A 20,299-nucleotide genomic window follows, 5' to 3' on the forward strand; every position below is an offset into this window, starting at 1 on the left:
TCAGGCCTTCTTGTCGTTGGATTCGGGGGTCGCCTCAATGACCATGCTGCGCGGCACGACCGCCCGGCGGTCGAAACGAAGTTGGACACCGTCGGCGACCTCGAGCGTTGCGGTCTGGTCGTCCACGGCGACCAGACGGCCGTACAGGCCGGACGTGGTGGTGACTTCGTCGCCTACCGTGATCTGCGACTGCGCCTGCGCGAACTGCTTCTGCCGGCGACGGCTGAACCAGAACATCACGGCGAGCAGCGCCAGCGGCAGCAGCAACAAGACCATGCCGCCCGAGTTCTGAGTGCCGGTCTCGGCGACGAGTGCGTGCATGTGAGTGGTGCTCCCTGCGATCGATAGATGTGGCGACGGCCCGGACGGTTGTGCTTCGCCGGTGCGATCGGACGCGTACGCCGACGGGTGAGTCTAAGTCAGGTGTGCGGCTGCCCCAACTTCGGGTGTGAGGCGTGTCATGCCCGAGTTCGAGCAATACCCGGCGGATGGATCGGAATGTTCAGTCCGAGAAACGACCTTCACCCTCAGGCAACGACAACTGCGTCGCCCACGTTCCGGCATCCTTGGGCGGCGTCAGCCCGAGGTGCGCCCACGCCTGCGCCGTCGCGGCACGTCCGCGCGGTGTGCGCAACAGATAACCCTCACGCACCAGGTACGGCTCGGCGACCGTCTCGACGGTGTCGGGTTCCTCGCCGACGGCCACCGCGAGGGTCGTGAGCCCGACCGGTCCCCCGCCGAACCGCTTGCACAACGTCTCCAGGACGCCGCGGTCGAGCCGGTCAAGGCCCTTCTCGTCGACGTCGAACAGCTTCAACGCAGCCATGGCGGACGGTTGATCGACGACCTCGCTGCCATGGATCTGCGCATAGTCGCGCACCCGCCGCAGCAGCCGGTTGGCGATACGGGGTGTGCCGCGGGAGCGTCCGGCGATCTCGGCGATGCCCTGCCGGGTGGCGTCGACCCCGAGCAGACCGGCACTGCGGTGCAGGATGGCCGCGAGATCCTCGGGTGTGTAGAAGTCCAGGTGTCCGGTGAAGCCGAAGCGGTCTCGCAACGGGGCCGGCAGCAGACCGGCCCGGGTGGTCGCACCGACCACCGTGAACGGCGGCAGTTCGAGCGGGATCGCCGTTGCGCCAGGGCCCTTGCCGACGATGACATCGACGCGGAAGTCTTCCATCGCCAGGTACAACATCTCCTCGGCCGCACGGGCCATACGGTGGATCTCGTCGAGGAAGAGCACCTCGCCCTCGGCCAGCGAGGACAGGATCGCCGCCAGGTCACCGGCGTGCTGGATGGCGGGGCCGCTGGTGATGCGGATCGGCTGCTCGAGTTCGGCGGCGATGATAATCGCCAGGCTGGTCTTGCCGAGGCCGGGCGGACCGGACAGCAGGACGTGGTCGGGCGTCGTGCCACGACGCTTCGCCGCCGCGAGCACGAGTCCGAGTTGCTCGCTGACCCGTGGCTGGCCGGGGAACTCCGCCAACCGCCTCGGACGCAGTGCCGCCTCGAAGTGGCGTTCATCGGGTGCGACGCCGGGGTCGACGATGCGGGCGCCGGCCTCGTAGGAGGAGTCGTCGTACTCGCTCATCGGCCCAGGCTACGAAGGGTCACTCGCAGCAGTTGCGAGACATCCGTGGGGGCGTCGTCGGCCTTGGTGACCTTGGCGACGGCGTCCTGCGCCTGTTTGGTCGACCAGCCGAGGCCGACGAGCGCATCGACGACCTGTTGTTGCGTCTCGTCGGCGGCAGGCACCTGCGGCTGCGGCAACGAGGAAGACCCGCCGCCGGTGAGGGCACCGACCTTGTCCTTGAGTTCCAGCACGATGCGCTCGGCGCCCTTCTTGCCGATACCGGGCACCTTCATCAGCGTGGGCACATCCCCACCGGCGATCGCCCCGCGTAGGGCATCCGGTGCGTGCACGGCGAGCATCGCCAGTGCGAGCCGGGGACCGACGCCGCTGACGGTCTGGACCAGTTCGAACAGCTTGCGTTCGGAGTCGTCGCCGAACCCGTACAACGTCAGGGAGTCCTCGCGCACGACCAGCGTGGTGAAGAAGGTCGCTTCGGTGCCGGCGCGCGCTGACGCTGCATGCGCGGGCGTGGTGTGAACGAGCAGGCCCACTCCCCCGACCTCGACGACGACATTGTCGAGACCGGCACTCAACACGCTGCCGCGGATGGAAGAAATCATCGCGCGTACCTGTTTGACGCCCGGACCAACGGAGCCTCTTTCGGTCGTGAGTTTCGTTGTGCAGCAGCGGCGTTCGCAATGCGTGCCTGCGCACCCCCGCGCCAGACATGGCAGATCGCGAGAGCGAGTGCGTCCGCGGCGTCCGCCGGTTTGGGCGCGACCTCGAGCCGCAGGATACGGGTCACCATCGAAGTGACCTGGGCCTTGTCGGCCCGGCCGTTGCCGGTGACGGACGCCTTCACCTCACTGGGTGTGTGCATCACCAACGGCAACCCGCGACGCGCGGCGGCGAGCATCGGCACGGCGGACGCCTGCGCGGTGCCCATGATCCCTTTGATGTTCGCCTTGGCGAAGACCCGCTCGACCGCGACCACGTCCGGTTCGTAGTCGGACAACCACTGGTCGAGTTCGGTCTGCAGGGTGAGCAGTCGCTCGGCCGGGTCGTCGCCGACGGGCGTACGGATCACGCCGACGCCCACGAGCCGCACCGGTTGCCCGATGCCGCCGTCGACCACTCCGATGCCGCACCGGGTCAGCCCCGGGTCGACGCCGAGTACACGCACAGTCCACTCCTCGCACAAATGTTCGGTTCCAGGAACGTTAACCCGTACCGGCGGGGCGATTCACGCAGGCGCGCCGGACTGGGATGAGCCGGGTGCATCGGACATCGAGCACGAGCGCCGCATGATCGGTGTGCCCCTCGATCCGCGGTGTCTGATCGAGGTCGCATCGCCGGACGACGAAGCCTTCGGTGACGAACGCGTGGTCGTATCGGCAGCCGAGTCCGGTGTGATCACGTCCGACGACGTGACCGAGTACCCAGCCTGGCGGCAGACGGCCTCGATCAACCGTGACCCCTCGTCGCCGCCGATCTCGGTCAGCACCCACACGTCTTCTGCGCGCGGCCACAGCCAGTGCAGGAGTGCCTGCGCCTTCACGCGCGACGGATTGGAGAGGTTCAGGGTCAGCAGTCCGGGCACCGACCCATCATCGAGGAAGAAACGACTCGACCCGGCGGAGCGAGTCTGCCGGGTCGAGTTCGAGGTGGAACGGGATCAGTCCTCGGCGTCGAGTTCGGCGAGCACCTCGTCCGACACGTCACCGTTGGCGAACACGTTCTGCACGTCGTCGGAGTCCTCGAGCGCCTCGATGACGCGGAACATCTTCTTGGCGTCTTCTTTGTCGAGCGGCACCTCGACGGTCGGCAGCCAGGACGACTCGGCGGAGTCATAGTCGACACCGGCCGCTTGCAGCGCCTCACGCACGGCAACGAAATCGCTTGCCTCGGAGACGATCTCGAACGATTCGCCGTGGTCGTTGATCTCCTCGGCGCCGGCGTCGAGCACGATCTCGAGCAGGTCGTCCTCGGTGTTGTCGCCCTTCGGGACGATGACGACACCCTTGCGATGGAACTGGAAGGCGACCGAGCCGGAGTCGGCCATCGAGCCGCCGTTCTTCTGCAGCGCGGTGCGCACCTCAGCCACGGCGCGGTTCTTGTTGTCGGTCAGGCACTCGATGAGCAGCGCGACTCCGCCGGGTGCGTAACCCTCGTACATCAGGCTCATGTACTCGGCGGCGCCCGCCTCGGCGCCCGAACCACGCTTGACGGCGCGGTCGATGTTGTCGTTGGGCACCGACGACTTCTTGGCCTTCTGGATGGCGTCGTACAGCGTGGGGTTACCGGCGGGGTCACCGCCGCCCTGACGCGCGGCCACCTCGATGTTCTTGATGAGCTTTGCGAAGAGCTTGCCCCGCTTGGCGTCGATCGCAGCCTTCTTGTGCTTGGTCGTCGCCCATTTGGAGTGACCGCTCATGTCTCCCTCTACACACTCGTACGTTCGCTTCGGCCCACAGGCCGTCGGCCATCCTAATTGACCGGACGGGCGTCAGGCGCCGACGGACGACGGCGCGCTCTCCCCGTCTCCTCCGGCGCGCAAGGCGATGATGGCCAGCGACAGCATCAACCGATCCCGCGGCTGCGTCAGCGAGCGCCCGGTGAGGTTCTCGATCTGCTTGAGGCGGTAGATGACGGTGTTGCGGTGACAGAACAGTTCCTGGGCGGCGTGGGTCGGTGAGCCCCCGTGCCGCAGCAACGCGCCGAGGGTTTCCAGCAACATCTGGCGCGTCGAGTCGGGCTGCTGGTTCAGACGCCCGAGCGTCTCCTGGACCAGGAGCACGGTTGCCTCCGGGCTACCGGTGAGCAGAATCTCCGGCAGACGATCCCGGACGTCGACCACCTCGCGACTGCCACGGGGCAGCGAGGACGCGGCCCGCGAGGCCAGCTGTCGCGCGACCGCGAAACCCTTCAGACCGTCGCTGCACAGCGCGACGGCGGCCCGCCCCCGCGCCTCAACTTGGAGATGGTCGATGACCGGCGCCGGGTCACGACCGGCGAGGTCGATCAGCCCCACGGTCTGCGCGCCGAGTTGGAGCCAGTGCGACTGGACCCCGATCTGCTCCAGGCGTTCCTCGGCCCACCGGGTGGGCTGATCGGCCTCGTCGTCGTTGATGCAGCTGATCGCGAGCAGGTCCTCGTCGATACCGACGCTCAGTACCTGGCGGGCCTCCGAGGCGAAGTCAGGCTCGGACCCACGTCCCTGGACCAGCCCGTCCAGCACGGTGAGCTGGCGTTGCAGGTCCCGCCGTTGCAGCAGCGCTTCCTCGCGACGGTAGGACTCGCAGGCGGTTGCGTTCTGCACGTCGAGCGCGCTCCACAACTGTTGTCCCATCAGGATGAGCGTCTCCGCGCTCACCTCGCGCACGGTGCCGGAACCCTGGAGCAGCACGGTCTCCCACAGGGCTCTCGCGCCGTAGCTGTAGGCGTTCAACACTTGTTCCAGTGGCACGCCCTGTTGTGCGCGCCGGCGCCCGGTTTCGCGCCAGACGTGGATCGCGCGATCGTCCGGGGCTGCCAGGCCGGCCATCGTGAGCAATCCGGCCCGGACGTGGCGGCGGGTGCTGGTGCGAACCTCCTCACGCAGTTCGCTGGTCACCTGCTGGTAATAGGCCTCGTCGCGCCCGAACAGTTCGAGAGTGATCGCGTCCGCGATGATCTCGGCGTCGTCGAGCATGCTCGCCCACGCACGCCGGATCGCCTCCCGCTGGGCGGCGGGAATCTCGTGCCGGGAGGTCGACAGACTCGACTCGGTGGGCGCGGCCATGGGCCGAGAATGACACCGGCGCACAAAAAGCGCTAGTGGCAGATCCCCAGGATGACCGCCTGCACCACAGATATTGTGCGCTGCGCCCATATCCCTTCTTGTGCGTAGCGTCCAAAGTTGGGTCACCCGCACTTCCACCCCAGGAGTCCAAGTGAGCGCATCTGCACCAGACGGTGCACCAGACCGCGCAGCCCTCGCCTCGCCCACGACCATGCTCACGCTGCAGGACATCACCGTTCGCTTCGGCGGCATCGTCGCGCTCGACAGCGTCGGTCTCGAGGTCCGTCCGAGCGAGGTCCACGGCGTGATCGGTCCGAACGGCGCCGGCAAGACCACGTTGTTCAACGTCGCCTGCGGCTTCGTGCAACCGTCCTCCGGCACGATCACCTGGAAGGGCGAGCAGCTCAACGGCCTGCGGCCCCACCACCTGGCCCGCCACGGCATCGCCCGCACCCTGCAGGGTCTCGGCCTGTTCGACGGCATCAGCGTGCTTGAAAACGTGATGGTCGGAGCCGACCGTCACGGCCGGGCCGGATTCTGGTCGGGTCTGCTGGCGATCCCGCGCAGCACCGGCGACGAGAAGGCACTGCGCGAGCGCAGCCTCGAAGTGCTGCGTCAACTCGACATCGAGGGATACGCCGACCGTTCACCGGCCAGCCTCCCCTACCCGATCCGCAAGCGTGTGGCCCTGGCACGCGCCCTGGTCAGCGAGCCGGAGTTGCTGCTGCTGGACGAGCCGGCGTCCGGCCTGTCCGAGTCGGAGATGACCGAGCTCGGCGACATCATCCTCGGGCTGTCCGACCGGGTGTCGGTGATGCTCGTGGAGCACCACATGGATCTGGTCATGCGGGTGTGCAGCCGGATCACGGTGCTCGACTTCGGCCGGGTCATCGCTCGCGGCACACCGGACGAGGTCCGGGAGGACCCGGCCGTCCTCGCCGCCTACCTCGGCAACGAGGTGACCCACGACGACGGTGAGATCGACGACGACGCCGACGACCGCGACCCGAACCGTTCCCTCGACCGTGACGACGCGAACGGAGACCGACGTGCTTGAGGTCTCGGAACTCTCTGCCTCCTACGGACCGGTGAAGGCCCTGCAGGGCGTCTCCTTCGAGGTGCCCGACCGCACGATCACCGCCGTGCTGGGCGCCAACGGCGCCGGCAAGACCACACTGCTGCGCACCGTGTCCGGCCTGATCCGTCCGCAGTCCGGCACGGTGACCCTCGACGGCGCTGACATCACGCACGCGGCACCCGAACGCATGTCCCGCCTCGGCCTCACCCACGTCCCCGAGGGCCGCGGAGTGATCACCGAACTCACCGTGACCGAGAATCTCCGGCTGGGTGAACTGGGACGCGCCAGAAACGGTGACCCCGTCTCCATGGATCGCGTCTGGGAGATGTTCCCCAAGCTCGCCGACCGGCGCTCGGCCTTCGCCGGGACGCTGTCCGGTGGCGAGCGCCAGATGCTGGTCATCGCGCGAGCGCTGATGGCCACCCCGAAGGTGCTGCTGCTGGACGAACCCTCGCTCGGCCTTGCGCCGCGCATCGTGGCGCAGATCTTCGACCTGGTGCGCACGCTCGTCGACGAACAAGGCCTGTCGGTCCTGTTGGTCGAGCAGAACGCGCGCAGCGCGCTGTCCATTGCCGACCTCGGCGTCGTCCTCAACCTCGGCAAGGTCGTCACGACCCAGGAGGCGCACGCTCTCGCGGCGGACGAGGGTCTACGCCACGCCTACCTCGGGTTCTGAGAAGGGAACCGTCGTGCAACAGTTCGTCACAACCATCCTCAACGGCATCACCATGGGTGCCGTGTACTCGGCGTTCGCGCTGGCACTGGTGCTCATCTGGCGCTCCACCCGTATCGTCAACTTCGCGCAGGCACCGATGGCCATGGTCACCACCTACGTCGCGATGAACCTCATCGAACGCGGGATGAACTACTGGATCGCCTTCATCGCGGCGCTGGTCGCGGGCTTCCTGCTCGGCGCGTTCGTCGAACGAGTGATCGTCCGCCCGGTCGAAGGCAAGTCCGACATCAACGCGGTGATCCTGACCCTCGGTCTGTTCATCGTGCTGCACTCGGCGGCGGCGCTCATCTTCGGCAGCGACTACAAGTCCTTCCCGGCGGCCTTCGGAGTCCGCGGCGTCACCGTGGGCGGCACGAGCCTGGCGATCACCCCGTTCGGCATCTTCACCATCCTCGCGGTGTTCGCGGTGATGCTGTTGCTGCTCGTGCTCTTCCAGAAGACCGACATCGGTCTGCAGATGCGCGCCTCCGCGTTCAACCCCGAGGTGGCCCGCCTGCTCGGCGTCCGGGTGAGCACGATGCTGACGCTCGGCTGGGCGCTCGCCGCACTGGTCGGTTCACTGTCCGGCCTGCTGATCGCGGGAGGCAACCTGGTGCACCCCGGCTACATGGACTCGGTCGTCGTCTTCGGCTTCGTGGCGGCTGTGATCGGCGGCCTCGACAGTCCGTTCGGTGCCGTCGCCGGCGGCATGATCATCGGGCTCAGCCTCAGCCTCGTCTCCGGATACCTCGGCTCCGGGCTGGTCTCCTTCGCCGCCCTCGTCATCCTGGTCCTGGTCCTGCTGGTGCGGCCCGGCGGCTTGTTCTCCCACACCTCCGAGCGGAAGGTCTGACATGCGTTCCGCAGTGACAACCGTCCGGGGCAATCCCTTGCTCCGGCACCTGCTCCTCGGCCTGCTGGCCGCGGCCCTCGTCATCCTCGTCATGGAATCGGTCGACCCGTTCCGGCAGGGACAGCTGGCGATGATGGCGTACTACGCCATAGCGGCCGGCGGTCTGACGATCCTCACCGGCCTGAACGGTCAACTCTCCCTGGGTCACGGCGCGTTCATGGCGATCGGCGCGTACACCACGGCCTTGTTGCTGCAGGATCGCGAAGGCGCCCTGCCGACGCTGTTGATCATCGCGCTCTCGGCACTGGCCGCCACCGTGATCGGCGCCGTGGTGGGGGTCGCCGCTGCTCGTCTGCACGGTCCGTACATCGCCGGTGCCACGCTCGCGCTCGCGGTTGCCGTGCCCGCTCTGGCGCTGCATTTCTCCGAGACGCTCGGCGGTGAACAGGGCCTCAGCGTGATGGTGCCCGAGGTACCGAAACTCGCCGACGACGCGCTTTACTTCCTGACCGGCACGCAGACCACACCGTCGGAATGGGTCGCCTACTCGGGGTGGTTCCTGCTGATCTTCGTCTACATCCTGCTGGCGAACCTCTCCTCCAGCCGGGTCGGACGACGCTGGCGTGCAGTGCGTGACGACGAGGTCGCCGCGTCCCTGGCCGGGATCAACCTCGGCCGCGATCGGGTCATCGCGTTCGTCGTCAGTGCGGCGTGCGCCGGAATCGCGGGCGCTCTGCTCGCCCTCGCCAACCGGCTGGCGGCTCCCGGATCGTTCTCGTTGACACTGTCGCTCACCCTGCTCAGCGCGGTCGTGCTCGGCGGTCTGGGCAGTCTGACAGGAGCCCTGCTCGGTTCCGGATTGCTGGCCCTGCTGCCCAACTTCGCGACGAACGCGGGCACTTCGGCCGGTCTGACCGACATCCAGGCGGCTCAGCTCGCACCGTTGATCATCGGTCTGACCACGATGTTGGTCATTCTGCTCATGCCCGGCGGAATCGTCGGCGGCATCAGGAAACTGTGGGCTCGACGTCCGGGTCGTGGCGGTGGTCCCGGCGCAGCCGCGGACAGCCCGACCGTGGAAGCCGACTCGGCCCACCCCCAGGACACCGGGAAGCACTCATCAGCTCCCGGAGCGGCGCCGGCCTCCCGCGCACCGCACACCGCAATACCCACCACTGACCTCGCCCGCGAGGAACAACCGCCGAGGAGGCACCAATGATGAGAAGGTCCAAGAAGGGCACGGTCGTCGTGAGCATGGCGCTCAGCACCGTTCTGCTCGCCGCTTGCGGCGCAGGCGGCCGCGACGACAAGGCTTCCGAGGACGGCGGGTCCGCCGGTTCCACGACCGGCATCACCGACACCACGGTCAAGATCGGTGCGCACTACCCGCTCACCGGCGTCGCCGCACCCGGCTACAGCGAGATTCCGTCGGGCGCGAAGGCGTACTTCGACTACGTCAACTCCAAGGGCGGCATTCACGGGCGCAAGATCCAGTACGTCGTCAAGGACGACGGGTACATCCCCACCAACACCACACAGGCCGTCAACGAGCTGGTGCAGAAGGACAAGGTCTTCGCGGTCGTCGGTGGTCTCGGCACCCCCACCCACTCGGCGGTCGTCGACTTCCTCAACAGTGAGAAGGTGCCCGACCTGTTCGTCTCCTCGGGGTCGATCAAGTGGGGTGACGACCCGAAGAAGCGCCCGATGACGTTCGGCTGGCAGCCGGACTACGAGATCGAGGGCAAGATCATCGGTAAGTACATCAAGGAGAAGATGCCGAACGCCAAGATCGGCCTCTACCTCCAGGACGACGATCTCGGCGCCGACGGGGCCAAGGGCCTGAAGCAGTTCGCCGGTGGGCAGGTCGTCAAGGAGGTCAAGTACACGACGGGTAACACGGACGTCGCGCCGCAGATCGCCGCGCTGCAGGCGTCCAAGGCCGACCTCATCGTGGGCTTCAACGTCCCGTCCTACACCGCCCTCAGCCAGCTCACCGCGATGAAGCTGAACTACAAGCCGAAGTGGTTCTACACCAATGTCGGATCCGACCCGAAGCTCGTCGGGGAGTTGCTCGCGAAGTTCTCCAAGGGCAGCGTGAAGAACGGCAGCTCGGCTCTCGACGGCATCATGACGACCGAGTACATCCCGGGTGTCGACTCGGCCGACGACCCGTGGGTCAAGCTGTGGCAGAAGGTCTGGAAGGAGTCCGGCGGCAAGGGCGAACTGACCAACTACCGCATCTACGGCATGTCCCAGGCGTACGCGTTCGTCTCGGCGCTGCAGGCCTCGGGCAAGAAGTTGACCCGTGAAGGCATCGTCAAGGCGATCGAGCAGAACGGCGCGAAGTGGAAGGGCCCGCAGAAGCTGCCCTTCCGTTACTCGGCCGACAGCCACCTCGGTATCTCCGGTGTCGAGGTCGTCGAGATCCAGAACGGCATCGGCAAGGGTCTGCAGTCTCCGATGGTCACCGACCTGGGTGACGCGGCGATCAAGCCGGACGCCGGGACGGCCGCTCAGGCGCCGAACGCGTCCGGTCTGCCGGACGACATCAAGGCCACCGAGTGATCTCGCTGTCCTGATCGTCGATCAGTTGAGGAATGCCGCGGACGTTCGTCCGCGGCATTCCTGCGTCCGGCCTCAGGTGTGCCGGACCATGTCGGCGAAGTAGGCGTGCAGGCGGTGGTCACCGGTGACCTCAGGATGGAACGAGGTGGCGAGCAGGTTGTCCTGGCGCACCGCGACCGCTCGCCCCGACGCCGCACCATGACCCTGCGGGACCCGGGCGAGAACCTTCACGGCGTCGTCCGTGGCTTCGACCCATGGCGCTCGGATGAACACGGCGTGCACCGGGACGTCACCGAGCGCAGGCATTGGCAGGTCGCACTCGAACGAGTCCCTTTGTCGGCCGAAAGCGTTGCGGCGCACCGTGATCGTCATACCGCCGAGAGTCTCCTGGTCGGCGGTGCCACCGACGATCGAGTCAGCCAGCAGGATCATCCCGGCACACGATCCGTAGACCGGCATCCCCTGTGCGATGCGCTCGCGGATCGGATCCCGCAGGTCGAAGATGCGCAGCAGCTTGTCGATCGTCGTCGACTCGCCACCGGGCAGCACAAGACCGTCGACTGCGTCGAGTTCGGCGGGCCGTCGCACCGCGACCGTGGCGACTCCCGCTGTGCGCAGAGCGTGCAGGTGTTCACGGACATCGCCCTGCAGAGCCAGGACGCCGACGGTAACCTGCCGAGCATCCGGCACCGATGCAGCGGTCACTTGGTTAGCCTCCTGTGGTGTCCGTGATCATCCGTCCTCGCCTCGAGTCGGACCTGCCGCAGCTGGTCGAGCAGCTGCGCACCCAGCAACCGGTCTCCGAGTACCCCCTGCGCTGGCCACTGCCGTTCCCGCCTGAGCAGTTCATCGTCCGTGACACCGAGTTGGTTGCCTTCGTCGCGCAGATCGACGATCGGGTCGTGGGCCACGTGTCTGTCACCCGGGTGAGCGACAACCCGGACGGGGCGTTCTGGTCGCGCGGAACCGGCCGGCCGATCGAAGCGCTGGGTTGTCTCTCGGTGCTTTTCGTCGGACCGGAGGCTGCCGGACTCGGGGTCGGTGGACGACTGATGGACACCGCTGTCGCCGAGATCCGTGCCCGAGGTCTGACTCCTGTACTCGACGTCACCCAGAGCAGGTCGAGCGCCACCGCGGTCTATCGACACCGGGGCTGGCGATTCCTCGGCCACAGCCGTCCCGAATGGTTGCCCGACTGGGCGCCTGATGTCCAGTTCTTCGATCTCCCCGACGATATCGGTCGAATTCTGTTGTCCGGCACGGTCGTTCGAGGTCATGGGGTTGCCTCCGGCACCGGCCGCGACGCGAGACATCCGGGTGGAACGATCGCCGCCCAGACGCCCCCCTTCACCGCGCGCGGCGTCGACCTCGCCGGGCTCGAGCCCGCCACGATCAATCTCTCGCTCGACGCTGCCACCGTGCAGATGGTCCGCCCGACCATCACGCTGGCGCGCCTCGCATGGACCGATCAGCATGACGCGGAGACCTTCTCGCTCGTTCGGTGTTCTGCACTGAACGGTGATCAGCGGTTCGGGGGCTACCTCTATTGGCCGCACCCGGAGACCAAACCCGATCATTTCCAACCGGATTCAGTCATTGAGTTGCTCATGCCGCGCATCACCGGTCTGACGTACGGCGGCCGCCTGACGGTAGACCTGCCCGCCGGCGCCATCCGGATCAGCTAGGACTACCAGCCCCGTTCGGCCAATCGGTGCGGCGCCGGGATGTCATCGACATTGATGCCGACCATGGCTTCCCCGAGGCCGCGCGAGACCTTGGCGATGACGTCCGGGTCGTCATGGAAGGTGGTCGCCTTCACGATCGCGGCTGCCCGCTCGGCGGGATTGCCGCTCTTGAAGATTCCCGACCCGACGAAGACGCCTTCCGCGCCCAGTTGCATCATCATCGCGGCGTCGGCCGGGGTGGCGATACCTCCGGCGGTGAACAGGACGACGGGCAGCTTGCCGAGCTCGGCCACCTCCTTGACCAGCTCGTACGGTGCCTGCAGTTCCTTGGCGGCGACGTACAGCTCGTCCTCGGGCAGGTTCTGCAACCGACGCAGCTCCTGGCGGATCTGACGCATGTGCGTGGTCGCGTTGGAGACGTCGCCGGTGCCGGCCTCACCCTTGGAGCGGATCATCGCCGCACCCTCGGTGATACGGCGCAACGCCTCGCCGAGGTTGGTGGCGCCGCAGACGAAGGGGACGGTGAACTCCCACTTGTCGATGTGGTTGGCGTAGTCGGCCGGGGTGAGCACCTCGGACTCGTCGATGTAGTCCACGCCGAGGCTCTGCAGCACCTGCGCCTCGACGAAGTGACCGATCCGTGCTTTCGCCATGACCGGGATGGAGACAGCCTCGATGATTGCGTCGATCATGTCCGGGTCGCTCATCCGGGAGACACCGCCCTGGGCGCGAATGTCGGCGGGAACGCGCTCCAACGCCATCACCGCCACGGCTCCCGCATCCTCGGCGATCCTCGCCTGTTCGGGGGTGACGACATCCATGATCACGCCGCCCTTGAGCATCTCGGCCATGCCGCGTTTGACGCGAGCGGTGCCGGTGCGCGTGAAATCGGTGGTGTGGTCGGCGATTTGGGTCACGGCGGAACTCCTCGTTCGAACCTCGGTGGTGTTGCTCGAAGGCTAGACCCGTGCGGAGTCCACTTCGAGCCACATCGTCGGATATGGCACCTTGCTGCCAAGGCAGCGTCCAGACAGCTCAGAAGCTGTCGATGGCCGCAGGGTCGGAGTCGAAGTCGACGACCCGCGGCATGGTGGTGCGGCCGGCGAGCCGGAAGGCACGGACCGGCGGCTGTGCCCGCACCCGACGCACGGCGCGTACTGCGTCGTCGTGGAACGCACGAGCCAGGACGACACGCTGGCCCGCCTGCTGCACCCGCTGCGTCAACGCGTGCCCACCCTTGTGCGTCTCGATCTCGCGGACCGCGTCCGGCGTGAGCGTGAGCCGCAGCGTTTGGCTGAGCGCAGACTCGGCGGTGGCTCGTTCCCGGTCGATGCCGAAGTCACGCACCTCGTCGTGCACCTCGGCGTCGTCGGCGAAGTCGAGCGAGCCGGTGGCCGCTTGCGCGAGCAACATCGAACTTGCGGGATCGAGTACACCGGAGTGCGCGAGTTCCATGACCGCCTCGGCCCGGCGCACCAACTGGGCATCCAGTGCGGACACCGAACCCTCCAGCCTGGCGTGCAAGCGGTCCAACCGTGCCGCGGTGTAGGAGAGGTACCAGGCGACGAGCGCGAGGACCGCAACGACGAGCATGACCCAGAACCACACACGCATCAGCTCTCACCTCTCCACCAACGGACCGGACGGACATCGGATCTGCCCATCCTTGCCGGAACAGTTGCTGCACAAACGGTTTCGTACACCGAGAAAACGTCGGACGCGACCCGCGACCAGTCGAAGCGACGCGCACGTCTGCTCCCCTGTGCCGCGAGTTGCAATCGGTCGGCCGCGTTGGCGAGGAGTTCGAGGACGACGTCCGCGAGTTCACCCGGCTGCTCGTTGGCGAACAACGCACCCGCCCAGCCGTCGTCGAGCACCGCGCGGAAGGCCCTGATGTCACTGGCGACAACGGCGGCGCCGGCACTCATCGCCTCGACCAGGATGATGCCGAAGCTCTCGCCGCCGGTGTTGGGCGCGATGTAGCAGTCGACCGACCGCAGGAACGACTGCTTGTCGGCGTCGCTGATGGGGCCGAGGAACTCGCAGGCGTCGATGACGTTGCGCGGGCGTCCCTCGAGAACCTGCTTGGGGTCGCCCGGCCCGGCGACGATGAGGCGTAGCCCAGGTCGCGCAGCCAGCAGCGCAGGCATGGCGTCGAGCAGCACGTGCAGGCCCTTGCGCGGCTCCTCGATGCGCCCGAGGAACGCCAGCGTCGGACGGTCGTCGGTGCCCTGCCAGGCCGGACTGACCGGGGCGTTCGCGAACTGGTCCACGTACACCCCGTTCGGGATGATGACCGCGTCCCCGCCGATGTGTTCGTGGACGAACCGGCGCGCTTCCGCCGACACCGCGATGCGTCCCATGAGCTTCTCCAGGCCCGGTTGGAGCATCGGGCTGACAGCCAGCAGAGCCCGCGACTTGGTATTGCTGGTGTGGAAGGTCGCCACGATCGGTCCTTCGGCGGCCCACATCGCGAGCATGGAGACGCTCGGACTCACCGGCTCGTGCACGTGCAGCACGTCGAAGCGGCCGCGTTCGATCCAGCGGGTCACGCGGCTCGCCGTCACCGGGCCGAAGGTCAGCCGCGCAACCGAGCCGTTGTAGGGCACCGGAAGCGCGCTGCCCGCGCTCACCACGTACGGCGGCAACGGGGTGTCGAGTTCGGACGGCGCGAGCACCTCGACGTAGTGACCGCGTCCGATGAGGTATTCGGCAAGATCGCGCACGTGCAACTGGACGCCGCCCGGCACGTCGAACGAGTACGGGCTGACCAGCCCGATTCTCATCGCCGCTCCTGCAGGCCGCTGCCGAAGTCGTCGAGGAAGATGCGCTGCATCATGTGCCAGTCCTCGGTGCGCTGCCTGACCACGTCCCCGAGCGCGTCCACGCATTGCTGGGTCATCGCACGCACCTGGTCGGACCGGTCGCCGTCCGGCACGATCACCCGGTCGCCGAAGTGCGCGACCACGCGTTGCGCCGCCCGACCCGGTACGGGTTCGTAGGTGATCGCGAGCGGGAACAGCGCGGCGCCTGTGTCGAGGGCCAATCGCGCCGGCCCGGTGGCCGCCTTGATGCGGTGGCCGAGCAACCGCACCTCGACGCCGTTGGACGTCAGGTCTCGATCGGACAGAAGCGGGACGAACCCGCCGGCGTCGAGGGCATCGACCAGGCGTCCGTAGGTGTTGTCGCCCCCTGTCAGCGGAAGGATCGTCATGCCCAAGGACTCCCGGAAGGCCAAGAACTCCCCGAACAGTTCCTCGGGCTTGAGGCGTTCGGCGACGGTCGTCACGGGCGCGAAGTAGGTGGTCGACCAGGCTCCGGCGAGGTCCCAGTTGCCCATGTGGCCGAGGAACAGGATGATCGGCTCGCCGCGCCCGACGATCGCCCTGGCCTGCTCGTCCGCGCCGGTCAGCCGCATCCGCTCGGCGAGTTCCTCGGGCGAGTGCACCGAGAGCCGGAAGGCGTCGCACCAGTACCGCATATAGGAACGAATCCCGTTGCGCACCAATGCATCCAGCTCGCCATCGGACAGTTCGGGACGAACTCTGGCGTAGTTGGACCGCATCCGCTCGACCGACTTGCCGCCGCGCTTGTAGGTGGCGTCGGCGATACGTTCGAAGAGTCCGTAGGCCGCGGACTCGGGCAGTCTGCAGACGAGTTTCCAGGCCGTCCGGAACCCGGCGACCTGCAGCGAATCGGCGAAACTCACAGAGCTTTGCCGAGCGCCTGTTGACGCACGGTGAGCATCCGCTGCAGCACGGTGATGAAGCTGGCCAGCGCGAGCAGGCCGAGTACGACGCCCATGATCCAGGTTTCCCAGGGCCGCAGGAACCATCCGCACAGTCCGGTGGCAACCAGCACGACGACCAGCCGTTCGGCGCGTTCGGCGATGCCGACGTTCGCCGTCATACCGAGGCCTTCGGCGCGTGCCTTGGCGTAGGAGACCACGCTGCCGAAGATCAGACAGGCGAGTGCGAGCCCGGCCAGCAGCATGTTGTGGCCCTGGTCGCCGGCGTAGTACAGGACGAGTGCTCCGAAGATGGCTGCGTCGCCGACCCGGTCGAGGGTCGAGTCGAGGTAGGCGCCCCAGACGCTGGAGCGACCGGACATGCGAGCCATGACACCGTCGATCGTGTCGCTGAACACGAACGCGGTGATGACCAGCGTCCCGATCAGGAATTCGTGACGCGGGTAGAACGCCAGCGCGCCGAAGCAGACGCCGAGGGTGCCGATGATCGTCACGACGTCGGGGCTGATCCCCATCTTGAGGAAGAGCTTGGCGACAGGGGTGAAGACCTTTGTGAAAAACGCCCGGGCGTACTTGTTCAGCATGGTGGTCCCAGGTTACCGAGCGACCGGTTCAGTTCTTCGGCCATGCTTCGGCGAGCCGCGACCTGGCGTCCTCCAGCAGCTGGGGCAGCGCTTTGGTCCGGGCGATGATCGGCAGGAAGTTCGAGTCGCCGCCCCAGCGCGGCACGATGTGCTGGTGCAGGTGAGCGGCCACCCCGGCGCCGGCGACCTCGCCCTGGTTCATACCGAGGTTGAAACCCATCGGCGCCGACACGGCCTGCAGCGCGCGGATGCCCTCCTTGGTCAGCTTGGTGAACTCGGCCGTCTCCTCGTCGGTGAGGTCGAGGTACAGCGGCACGTGTCGGTACGGGCAGACCAGCAGGTGACCGGGGTTGTACGGGAACAGGTTCATCACCACGAAGCAGCGTTCGCCGCGGTGCACGATCAGCCCGTCGGCATCGTCCTTCTTCGGCGCCGCACAGAAGGGGCAGGCTTCGTCGTCGTGGTCGGCCGGCCGGTCTGCCTCGATGTAGACCATCCGGTGCGGGGTCCACAGGCGCTCGAAACCGTCGGGCGAGCCGGCGAAGTCGTCGGGTTTCTCGGACTGCACGGTCGAGTCGGTCGGATCGGTCGGATCGGTCACGGCGTCGATCCTAAGTGGCCCCATCTGGAATAGCCTCGGTGGCACCGGCCGTTGCCATGCATCATGGTGCGGACGGTTGCACCGCACGTACCGATCGACACGTTCGAAGGAGTTCGTCATGCCGTTGCAGGGTGAGTACGCGCTGGAGAAGACGCCATGGGTCGCGCAGCAGTTGGCCGCGATCGAGGATGCCGGCACCACAGAGGTGGCCGACGTGCAGGGAATGTCTGTGGTCGTCTACACGATCCGTGGCAACAAGTCGGGTCTGCTGCGCCGGGTTCCGCTGATGCGGGTGGAGAAGGACGGCGTCTACGCCGCGGTGGCGTCCAAGGGTGGCGCTCCGGAGCACCCGGCGTGGTATCACAACATCGTCGCGAACCCGGACGTCGAGGTTCAGGACGGCTCGCGTCACCTGGACGGTGTCGCGCGGCGGATCTCGGGCGCCGAGCGGGACGAATGGTGGGAGCGCGCCGTTGCTGCTTTTCCGCCCTACGCCGAGTACCAGACCAAGACCGACCGGGAGATCCCGGTCTTCCTCATCGAGCCGAGCTGACCGCTGCCGGACGCAATTCCATCAGTCGCTCGTCGGGGGCGGTGAAGCCGAGCCTTTCGTAGAGAGAGCGTGCTTTCGGCTGGGCGGTGAGTTGGTAGCGCTCCACCTGGTTGGCACCGCCCCACGCGATCATCGTGCGCAGCATCTGCTCGGCGACACCCTCCCCGCGAGCGGCCGGGGTGACGAAGACGTTCTTCACGTGGATCCAACCCGTGGTCGGCCGGCACAGGCTGGGCAGCTTCGGCACGAAACTGGTCTGCACGAACCCGACCGCAGAACCGTCGTCAGAGAACGCGACCCAGGTCGGCATCGATTCGAATTCGGCGAGCCAGGCGTCCGCGAACTCGGGGATGAAGCCGGGACGATTCGTCCCGCCGTACTCGAGATCGGCCTGCAGCGTCAACGCGCCGAGGATGAAGGCGTGTTCACGCTCGGCGCGGACGATTCTGCTCACCTGGGCATCGAAGCACACCTGCGTCGAAGTCATGCAGAGCGCGCCCGATGTGGCGCGCTCTGCATGACGCACGTCAGTGCTGTGGCGCGGTGGTGATCTGCGCCTTGGACTCGATCGCGGCTCGGATCTCCTCGATCGCCTCGCCGACCGGCACACCGTTGCGCTGCGAGCCGTCGCGGTAGCGGAACGACACCGCGCCGGCGTCCCTGTCCTCGGCGCCGGCGATGAGCACGAACGGCACCTTCGACTTCGACGCGTTGCGAATCTTCTTCGGAAAGCGGTCGTCGCTGTCGTCGAGCTCGACCCGAACTCCGTTGTCGCGCAACTGCTTCAGAACGTCGTTCAGGTAGTCGGCGAAGTCGTCGGCCACCGGCACACCGAGCACCTGCACCGGCGACAACCACACCGGGAAAGCCCCCGCGTAGTGCTCGACGAGCACACCGATGAACCGCTCGATCGAACCGAACTTGGCCGAGTGGATCATCACCGGCTCCTGGCGGCTGCCGTCCGCGGCCTGGAACTCCAGTCCGAAGCGGTGCGGCTGGTTGAAGTCGTACTGGATCGTCGACATCTGCCAGGTGCGGCCGATCGCGTCCTTGGCCTGGACGGAGATCTTCGGTCCGTAGAACGCGGCACCGCCGGGGTCGGGCACGAGGTCGACACCGAACTTTCGTGCGGTGTCCTCGAGCGCCCTGGTCGCGGTCTCCCACTGCTCGTCCGAGCCGATGAACTTGTCCTTCTTGTCGCCCTCGGTGTCGCGCGTCGAGAGTTCGAAGTAGTAGTCGTTCAGCCCGAAGTCCTTGAGCAGGCCGACAACGAAGTTCAGCAGGTGCTCGATCTCGTCCGGTGCCTGCTCAGGGGTCACGTAGGAGTGCGAATCGTCCTGCGTCATCGCCCGGACGCGGGTCAGACCGTGCACCACACCGGACTTCTCGTTGCGATAGACCGAACCGAACTCGAAGAACCGCAGCGGGAGTTCACGGTACGAACGGCCCCGCGACCTGAAGATCAGGTTGTGCATCGGGCAGTTCATCGCCTTGAGCCGGTACTCCGCGTTCTCCATCTCCATCGGCGGGAACATGGTGTCGGCGTAGTACGGCAGGTGCCCCGAGGTGTGGAAGAGCCCCTCCTTGGAGATGTGCGGGGTGCTGACGTAGGAGAACCCCTCCTCCAGGTGCCGGCGACGGACGTAGTCCTCCATCTCCCGCTTGATGACACCGCCCTTGGGATGGAAAACGACCATGCCCGAACCCAATTCGTCCGGGAAGGAGTACAGGTCGAGTTCGGCTCCGAGCTTGCGGTGGTCGCGCTTCTCGGCCTCGGCGATGCGGTCGAGGTAGGCCTTGAGTTCGTCCTTGCTGGCCCAGGCGGTGCCGTAGATGCGCTGCAACTGCGGGTTCTTCTCGCTGCCGCGCCAGTACGCGGCGGCCGAACGCATGATCTTGAACGCGTTGCCGAGCACCTTGGTCGACGGCACGTGCGGTCCGCGGCACAGGTCGCCCCAGGCACGCTCACCGTCGCGGCGGATGTTGTCGTAGATCGTGAGTTCGCCGGCACCGACCTCGGCCTCAGCACCCTCGGCGGCGTCGGCGGCATTGCCCTTCAGCCCGATGAGCTCCAGCTTGTACGGCTCGTGCGCGAGTTCGGCACGGGCTTCTTCGTCGCTGACGACCCGGCGCGAGAAGGTCTGGCCCTCGTTGACGATCTTCTGCATCGCCTTCTCGAGCGCCTTCAGGTCATCGGGTTGGAACGGGGTCTCGACGTCGAAGTCGTAGTAGAAGCCGTCCTTGACCGGCGGGCCGATGCCGAGCTTGGCGTCGGGATTCACCTGCTGCACGGCCTGCGCCAGGACGTGCGCGGCGGAGTGGCGCAGGATGTCGAGGCCGTCCTGCTGGGACAGGTCGACCGCCTCTACGACGGCGCCGTCCGGGATCTCGCGGAACAGGTCCTGGAGCTGACCGTCGACGCGCATCGCGACGACGCTGCGGTCGCCGCCGAACAGGTCGGAGCCGGTAGTGCCCTGCTGCACCGCTCGCTCGCTTCCGGCGACGGACACGGTGATCTGGCTGGACACGTGGTGCTCCTTGATCTGGGTTCGGATTGAACCCC

General features: G+C 67.0%; 23 protein-coding genes. 7 read left to right on the top strand and 16 right to left on the bottom strand.

Going from position 1 to position 20,299, the window contains the following annotated elements; all coding sequences use genetic code 11:
- The 7 genes from yajC to ACYU8W_RS07575 all read right to left on the bottom strand — a co-directional run bounded on the left by yajC (position 1) and on the right by ACYU8W_RS07575 (position 5,354).
- The gene (gene yajC / locus ACYU8W_RS07545) at positions 1-321 is read right to left on the bottom strand and encodes a preprotein translocase subunit YajC (RefSeq protein WP_499467961.1); all 321 of its coding nucleotides are present in this window, start codon (positions 319-321) and stop codon (positions 1-3) included.
- 181 nt (positions 322-502) lie between these two features.
- Entirely contained in the window at positions 503-1,591 is a 1,089-nt protein-coding gene (gene ruvB, locus ACYU8W_RS07550; protein ID WP_499467963.1) for a Holliday junction branch migration DNA helicase RuvB, read from the bottom strand.
- Positions 1,588-2,193, bottom strand: coding sequence for a Holliday junction branch migration protein RuvA (gene ruvA, locus ACYU8W_RS07555; protein ID WP_499467965.1), 606 nt, complete (start codon positions 2,191-2,193; stop codon positions 1,588-1,590). Before ruvA ends, ruvB begins: the two co-directional genes overlap by 4 nt.
- Positions 2,190-2,756, bottom strand: coding sequence for a crossover junction endodeoxyribonuclease RuvC (gene ruvC / locus ACYU8W_RS07560; protein ID WP_129623928.1), 567 nt, complete (start codon positions 2,754-2,756; stop codon positions 2,190-2,192). The genes ruvA and ruvC overlap by 4 nt, the downstream gene beginning before the upstream one ends.
- Before the next feature lie 60 nt (positions 2,757-2,816).
- Positions 2,817-3,173, bottom strand: coding sequence for a hypothetical protein (locus ACYU8W_RS07565; RefSeq protein ID WP_499467967.1), 357 nt, complete (start codon positions 3,171-3,173; stop codon positions 2,817-2,819).
- 75 nt (positions 3,174-3,248) lie between these two features.
- A complete protein-coding gene (locus ACYU8W_RS07570) occupies positions 3,249-4,007 on the bottom strand; it encodes a YebC/PmpR family DNA-binding transcriptional regulator (protein WP_499467969.1) in 759 nt (252 codons plus the stop codon).
- A 72-nt stretch (positions 4,008-4,079) separates the two neighbouring features.
- Positions 4,080-5,354, bottom strand: coding sequence for a PucR family transcriptional regulator (locus ACYU8W_RS07575; protein ID WP_499467970.1), 1,275 nt, complete (start codon positions 5,352-5,354; stop codon positions 4,080-4,082).
- Positions 5,355-5,505: 151 nt separating this feature from the next.
- Between ACYU8W_RS07575 and ACYU8W_RS07580 the strand changes: the two genes are divergently transcribed.
- Genes ACYU8W_RS07580 through ACYU8W_RS07600 form a run of 5 tightly spaced genes read left to right on the top strand, consistent with a single transcriptional unit; the run spans position 5,506 to position 10,565 of the window.
- On the top strand, positions 5,506-6,411 hold the full coding sequence (locus tag ACYU8W_RS07580) for an ABC transporter ATP-binding protein (protein WP_499467972.1): 906 nt from the start codon (positions 5,506-5,508) through the stop codon (positions 6,409-6,411).
- A complete protein-coding gene (locus ACYU8W_RS07585) occupies positions 6,404-7,108 on the top strand; it encodes an ABC transporter ATP-binding protein (RefSeq protein ID WP_129623932.1) in 705 nt (234 codons plus the stop codon). Before ACYU8W_RS07580 ends, ACYU8W_RS07585 begins: the two co-directional genes overlap by 8 nt.
- A 13-nt stretch (positions 7,109-7,121) precedes the next feature.
- Positions 7,122-8,000, top strand: coding sequence for a branched-chain amino acid ABC transporter permease (locus ACYU8W_RS07590; RefSeq protein ID WP_499467974.1), 879 nt, complete (start codon positions 7,122-7,124; stop codon positions 7,998-8,000).
- 1 nt (position 8,001) lies between these two features.
- A complete protein-coding gene (locus ACYU8W_RS07595; RefSeq protein WP_499467976.1) occupies positions 8,002-9,219 on the top strand; it encodes a branched-chain amino acid ABC transporter permease in 1,218 nt (405 codons plus the stop codon).
- Entirely contained in the window at positions 9,216-10,565 is a 1,350-nt protein-coding gene (locus ACYU8W_RS07600; RefSeq protein WP_246092389.1) for an ABC transporter substrate-binding protein, read from the top strand. Before ACYU8W_RS07595 ends, ACYU8W_RS07600 begins: the two co-directional genes overlap by 4 nt.
- A 72-nt stretch (positions 10,566-10,637) precedes the next feature.
- Here the strand turns inward: ACYU8W_RS07600 and pdxT are convergent, their stop codons facing one another.
- Positions 10,638-11,270 carry a pyridoxal 5'-phosphate synthase glutaminase subunit PdxT gene (gene pdxT / locus ACYU8W_RS07605; protein WP_499467978.1) on the bottom strand — a complete coding sequence of 211 codons (633 nt, stop codon included), beginning with the start codon at positions 11,268-11,270 and terminating at the stop codon, positions 10,638-10,640.
- 17 nt (positions 11,271-11,287) lie between these two features.
- Between pdxT and ACYU8W_RS07610 the strand changes: the two genes are divergently transcribed.
- Positions 11,288-12,250: a GNAT family N-acetyltransferase gene (locus ACYU8W_RS07610; RefSeq protein ID WP_499467982.1), complete on the top strand. Its 963-nt coding sequence runs from the start codon at positions 11,288-11,290 to the stop codon at positions 12,248-12,250.
- Positions 12,251-12,252: 2 nt separating this feature from the next.
- Here the strand turns inward: ACYU8W_RS07610 and pdxS are convergent, their stop codons facing one another.
- The 6 genes from pdxS to ACYU8W_RS07640 all read right to left on the bottom strand — a co-directional run bounded on the left by pdxS (position 12,253) and on the right by ACYU8W_RS07640 (position 17,183).
- Positions 12,253-13,167: a pyridoxal 5'-phosphate synthase lyase subunit PdxS gene (gene pdxS / locus ACYU8W_RS07615; protein ID WP_499467985.1), complete on the bottom strand. Its 915-nt coding sequence runs from the start codon at positions 13,165-13,167 to the stop codon at positions 12,253-12,255.
- Positions 13,168-13,285: 118 nt separating this feature from the next.
- On the bottom strand, positions 13,286-13,864 hold the full coding sequence (locus ACYU8W_RS07620) for a hypothetical protein (RefSeq protein WP_499467990.1): 579 nt from the start codon (positions 13,862-13,864) through the stop codon (positions 13,286-13,288).
- A complete protein-coding gene (locus ACYU8W_RS07625) occupies positions 13,864-15,036 on the bottom strand; it encodes a glycosyltransferase family 4 protein (RefSeq protein WP_499467992.1) in 1,173 nt (390 codons plus the stop codon). The genes ACYU8W_RS07620 and ACYU8W_RS07625 overlap by 1 nt, the downstream gene beginning before the upstream one ends.
- Complete coding sequence (locus tag ACYU8W_RS07630; protein ID WP_499467994.1) at positions 15,033-15,959, bottom strand: phosphatidylinositol mannoside acyltransferase; 927 nt, start codon at positions 15,957-15,959, stop codon at positions 15,033-15,035. Before ACYU8W_RS07630 ends, ACYU8W_RS07625 begins: the two co-directional genes overlap by 4 nt.
- Positions 15,956-16,582, bottom strand: coding sequence for a phosphatidylinositol phosphate synthase (gene pgsA, locus ACYU8W_RS07635; RefSeq protein WP_129623940.1), 627 nt, complete (start codon positions 16,580-16,582; stop codon positions 15,956-15,958). Before pgsA ends, ACYU8W_RS07630 begins: the two co-directional genes overlap by 4 nt.
- Positions 16,583-16,610: 28 nt before the next feature.
- Positions 16,611-17,183 carry an HIT family protein gene (locus tag ACYU8W_RS07640; RefSeq protein WP_425472332.1) on the bottom strand — a complete coding sequence of 191 codons (573 nt, stop codon included), beginning with the start codon at positions 17,181-17,183 and terminating at the stop codon, positions 16,611-16,613.
- A 118-nt stretch (positions 17,184-17,301) separates the two neighbouring features.
- On the opposite strand from ACYU8W_RS07640, the gene ACYU8W_RS07645 reads away from it, so the two are divergent.
- Positions 17,302-17,736 carry a nitroreductase family deazaflavin-dependent oxidoreductase gene (locus ACYU8W_RS07645; RefSeq protein WP_499467996.1) on the top strand — a complete coding sequence of 145 codons (435 nt, stop codon included), beginning with the start codon at positions 17,302-17,304 and terminating at the stop codon, positions 17,734-17,736.
- On the opposite strand, the gene ACYU8W_RS07650 is transcribed toward ACYU8W_RS07645, so the two are convergent.
- Complete coding sequence (locus ACYU8W_RS07650) at positions 17,720-18,190, bottom strand: GNAT family N-acetyltransferase (protein WP_499467998.1); 471 nt, start codon at positions 18,188-18,190, stop codon at positions 17,720-17,722. The genes ACYU8W_RS07645 and ACYU8W_RS07650 overlap by 17 nt on opposite strands.
- A 73-nt stretch (positions 18,191-18,263) precedes the next feature.
- On the bottom strand, positions 18,264-20,264 hold the full coding sequence (gene thrS, locus ACYU8W_RS07655) for a threonine--tRNA ligase (RefSeq protein ID WP_499468000.1): 2,001 nt from the start codon (positions 20,262-20,264) through the stop codon (positions 18,264-18,266).
- Between the last annotated feature and the right edge of the window lie 35 nt (positions 20,265-20,299).

It is taken from the genome of Yimella radicis, from assembly GCF_054778255.1.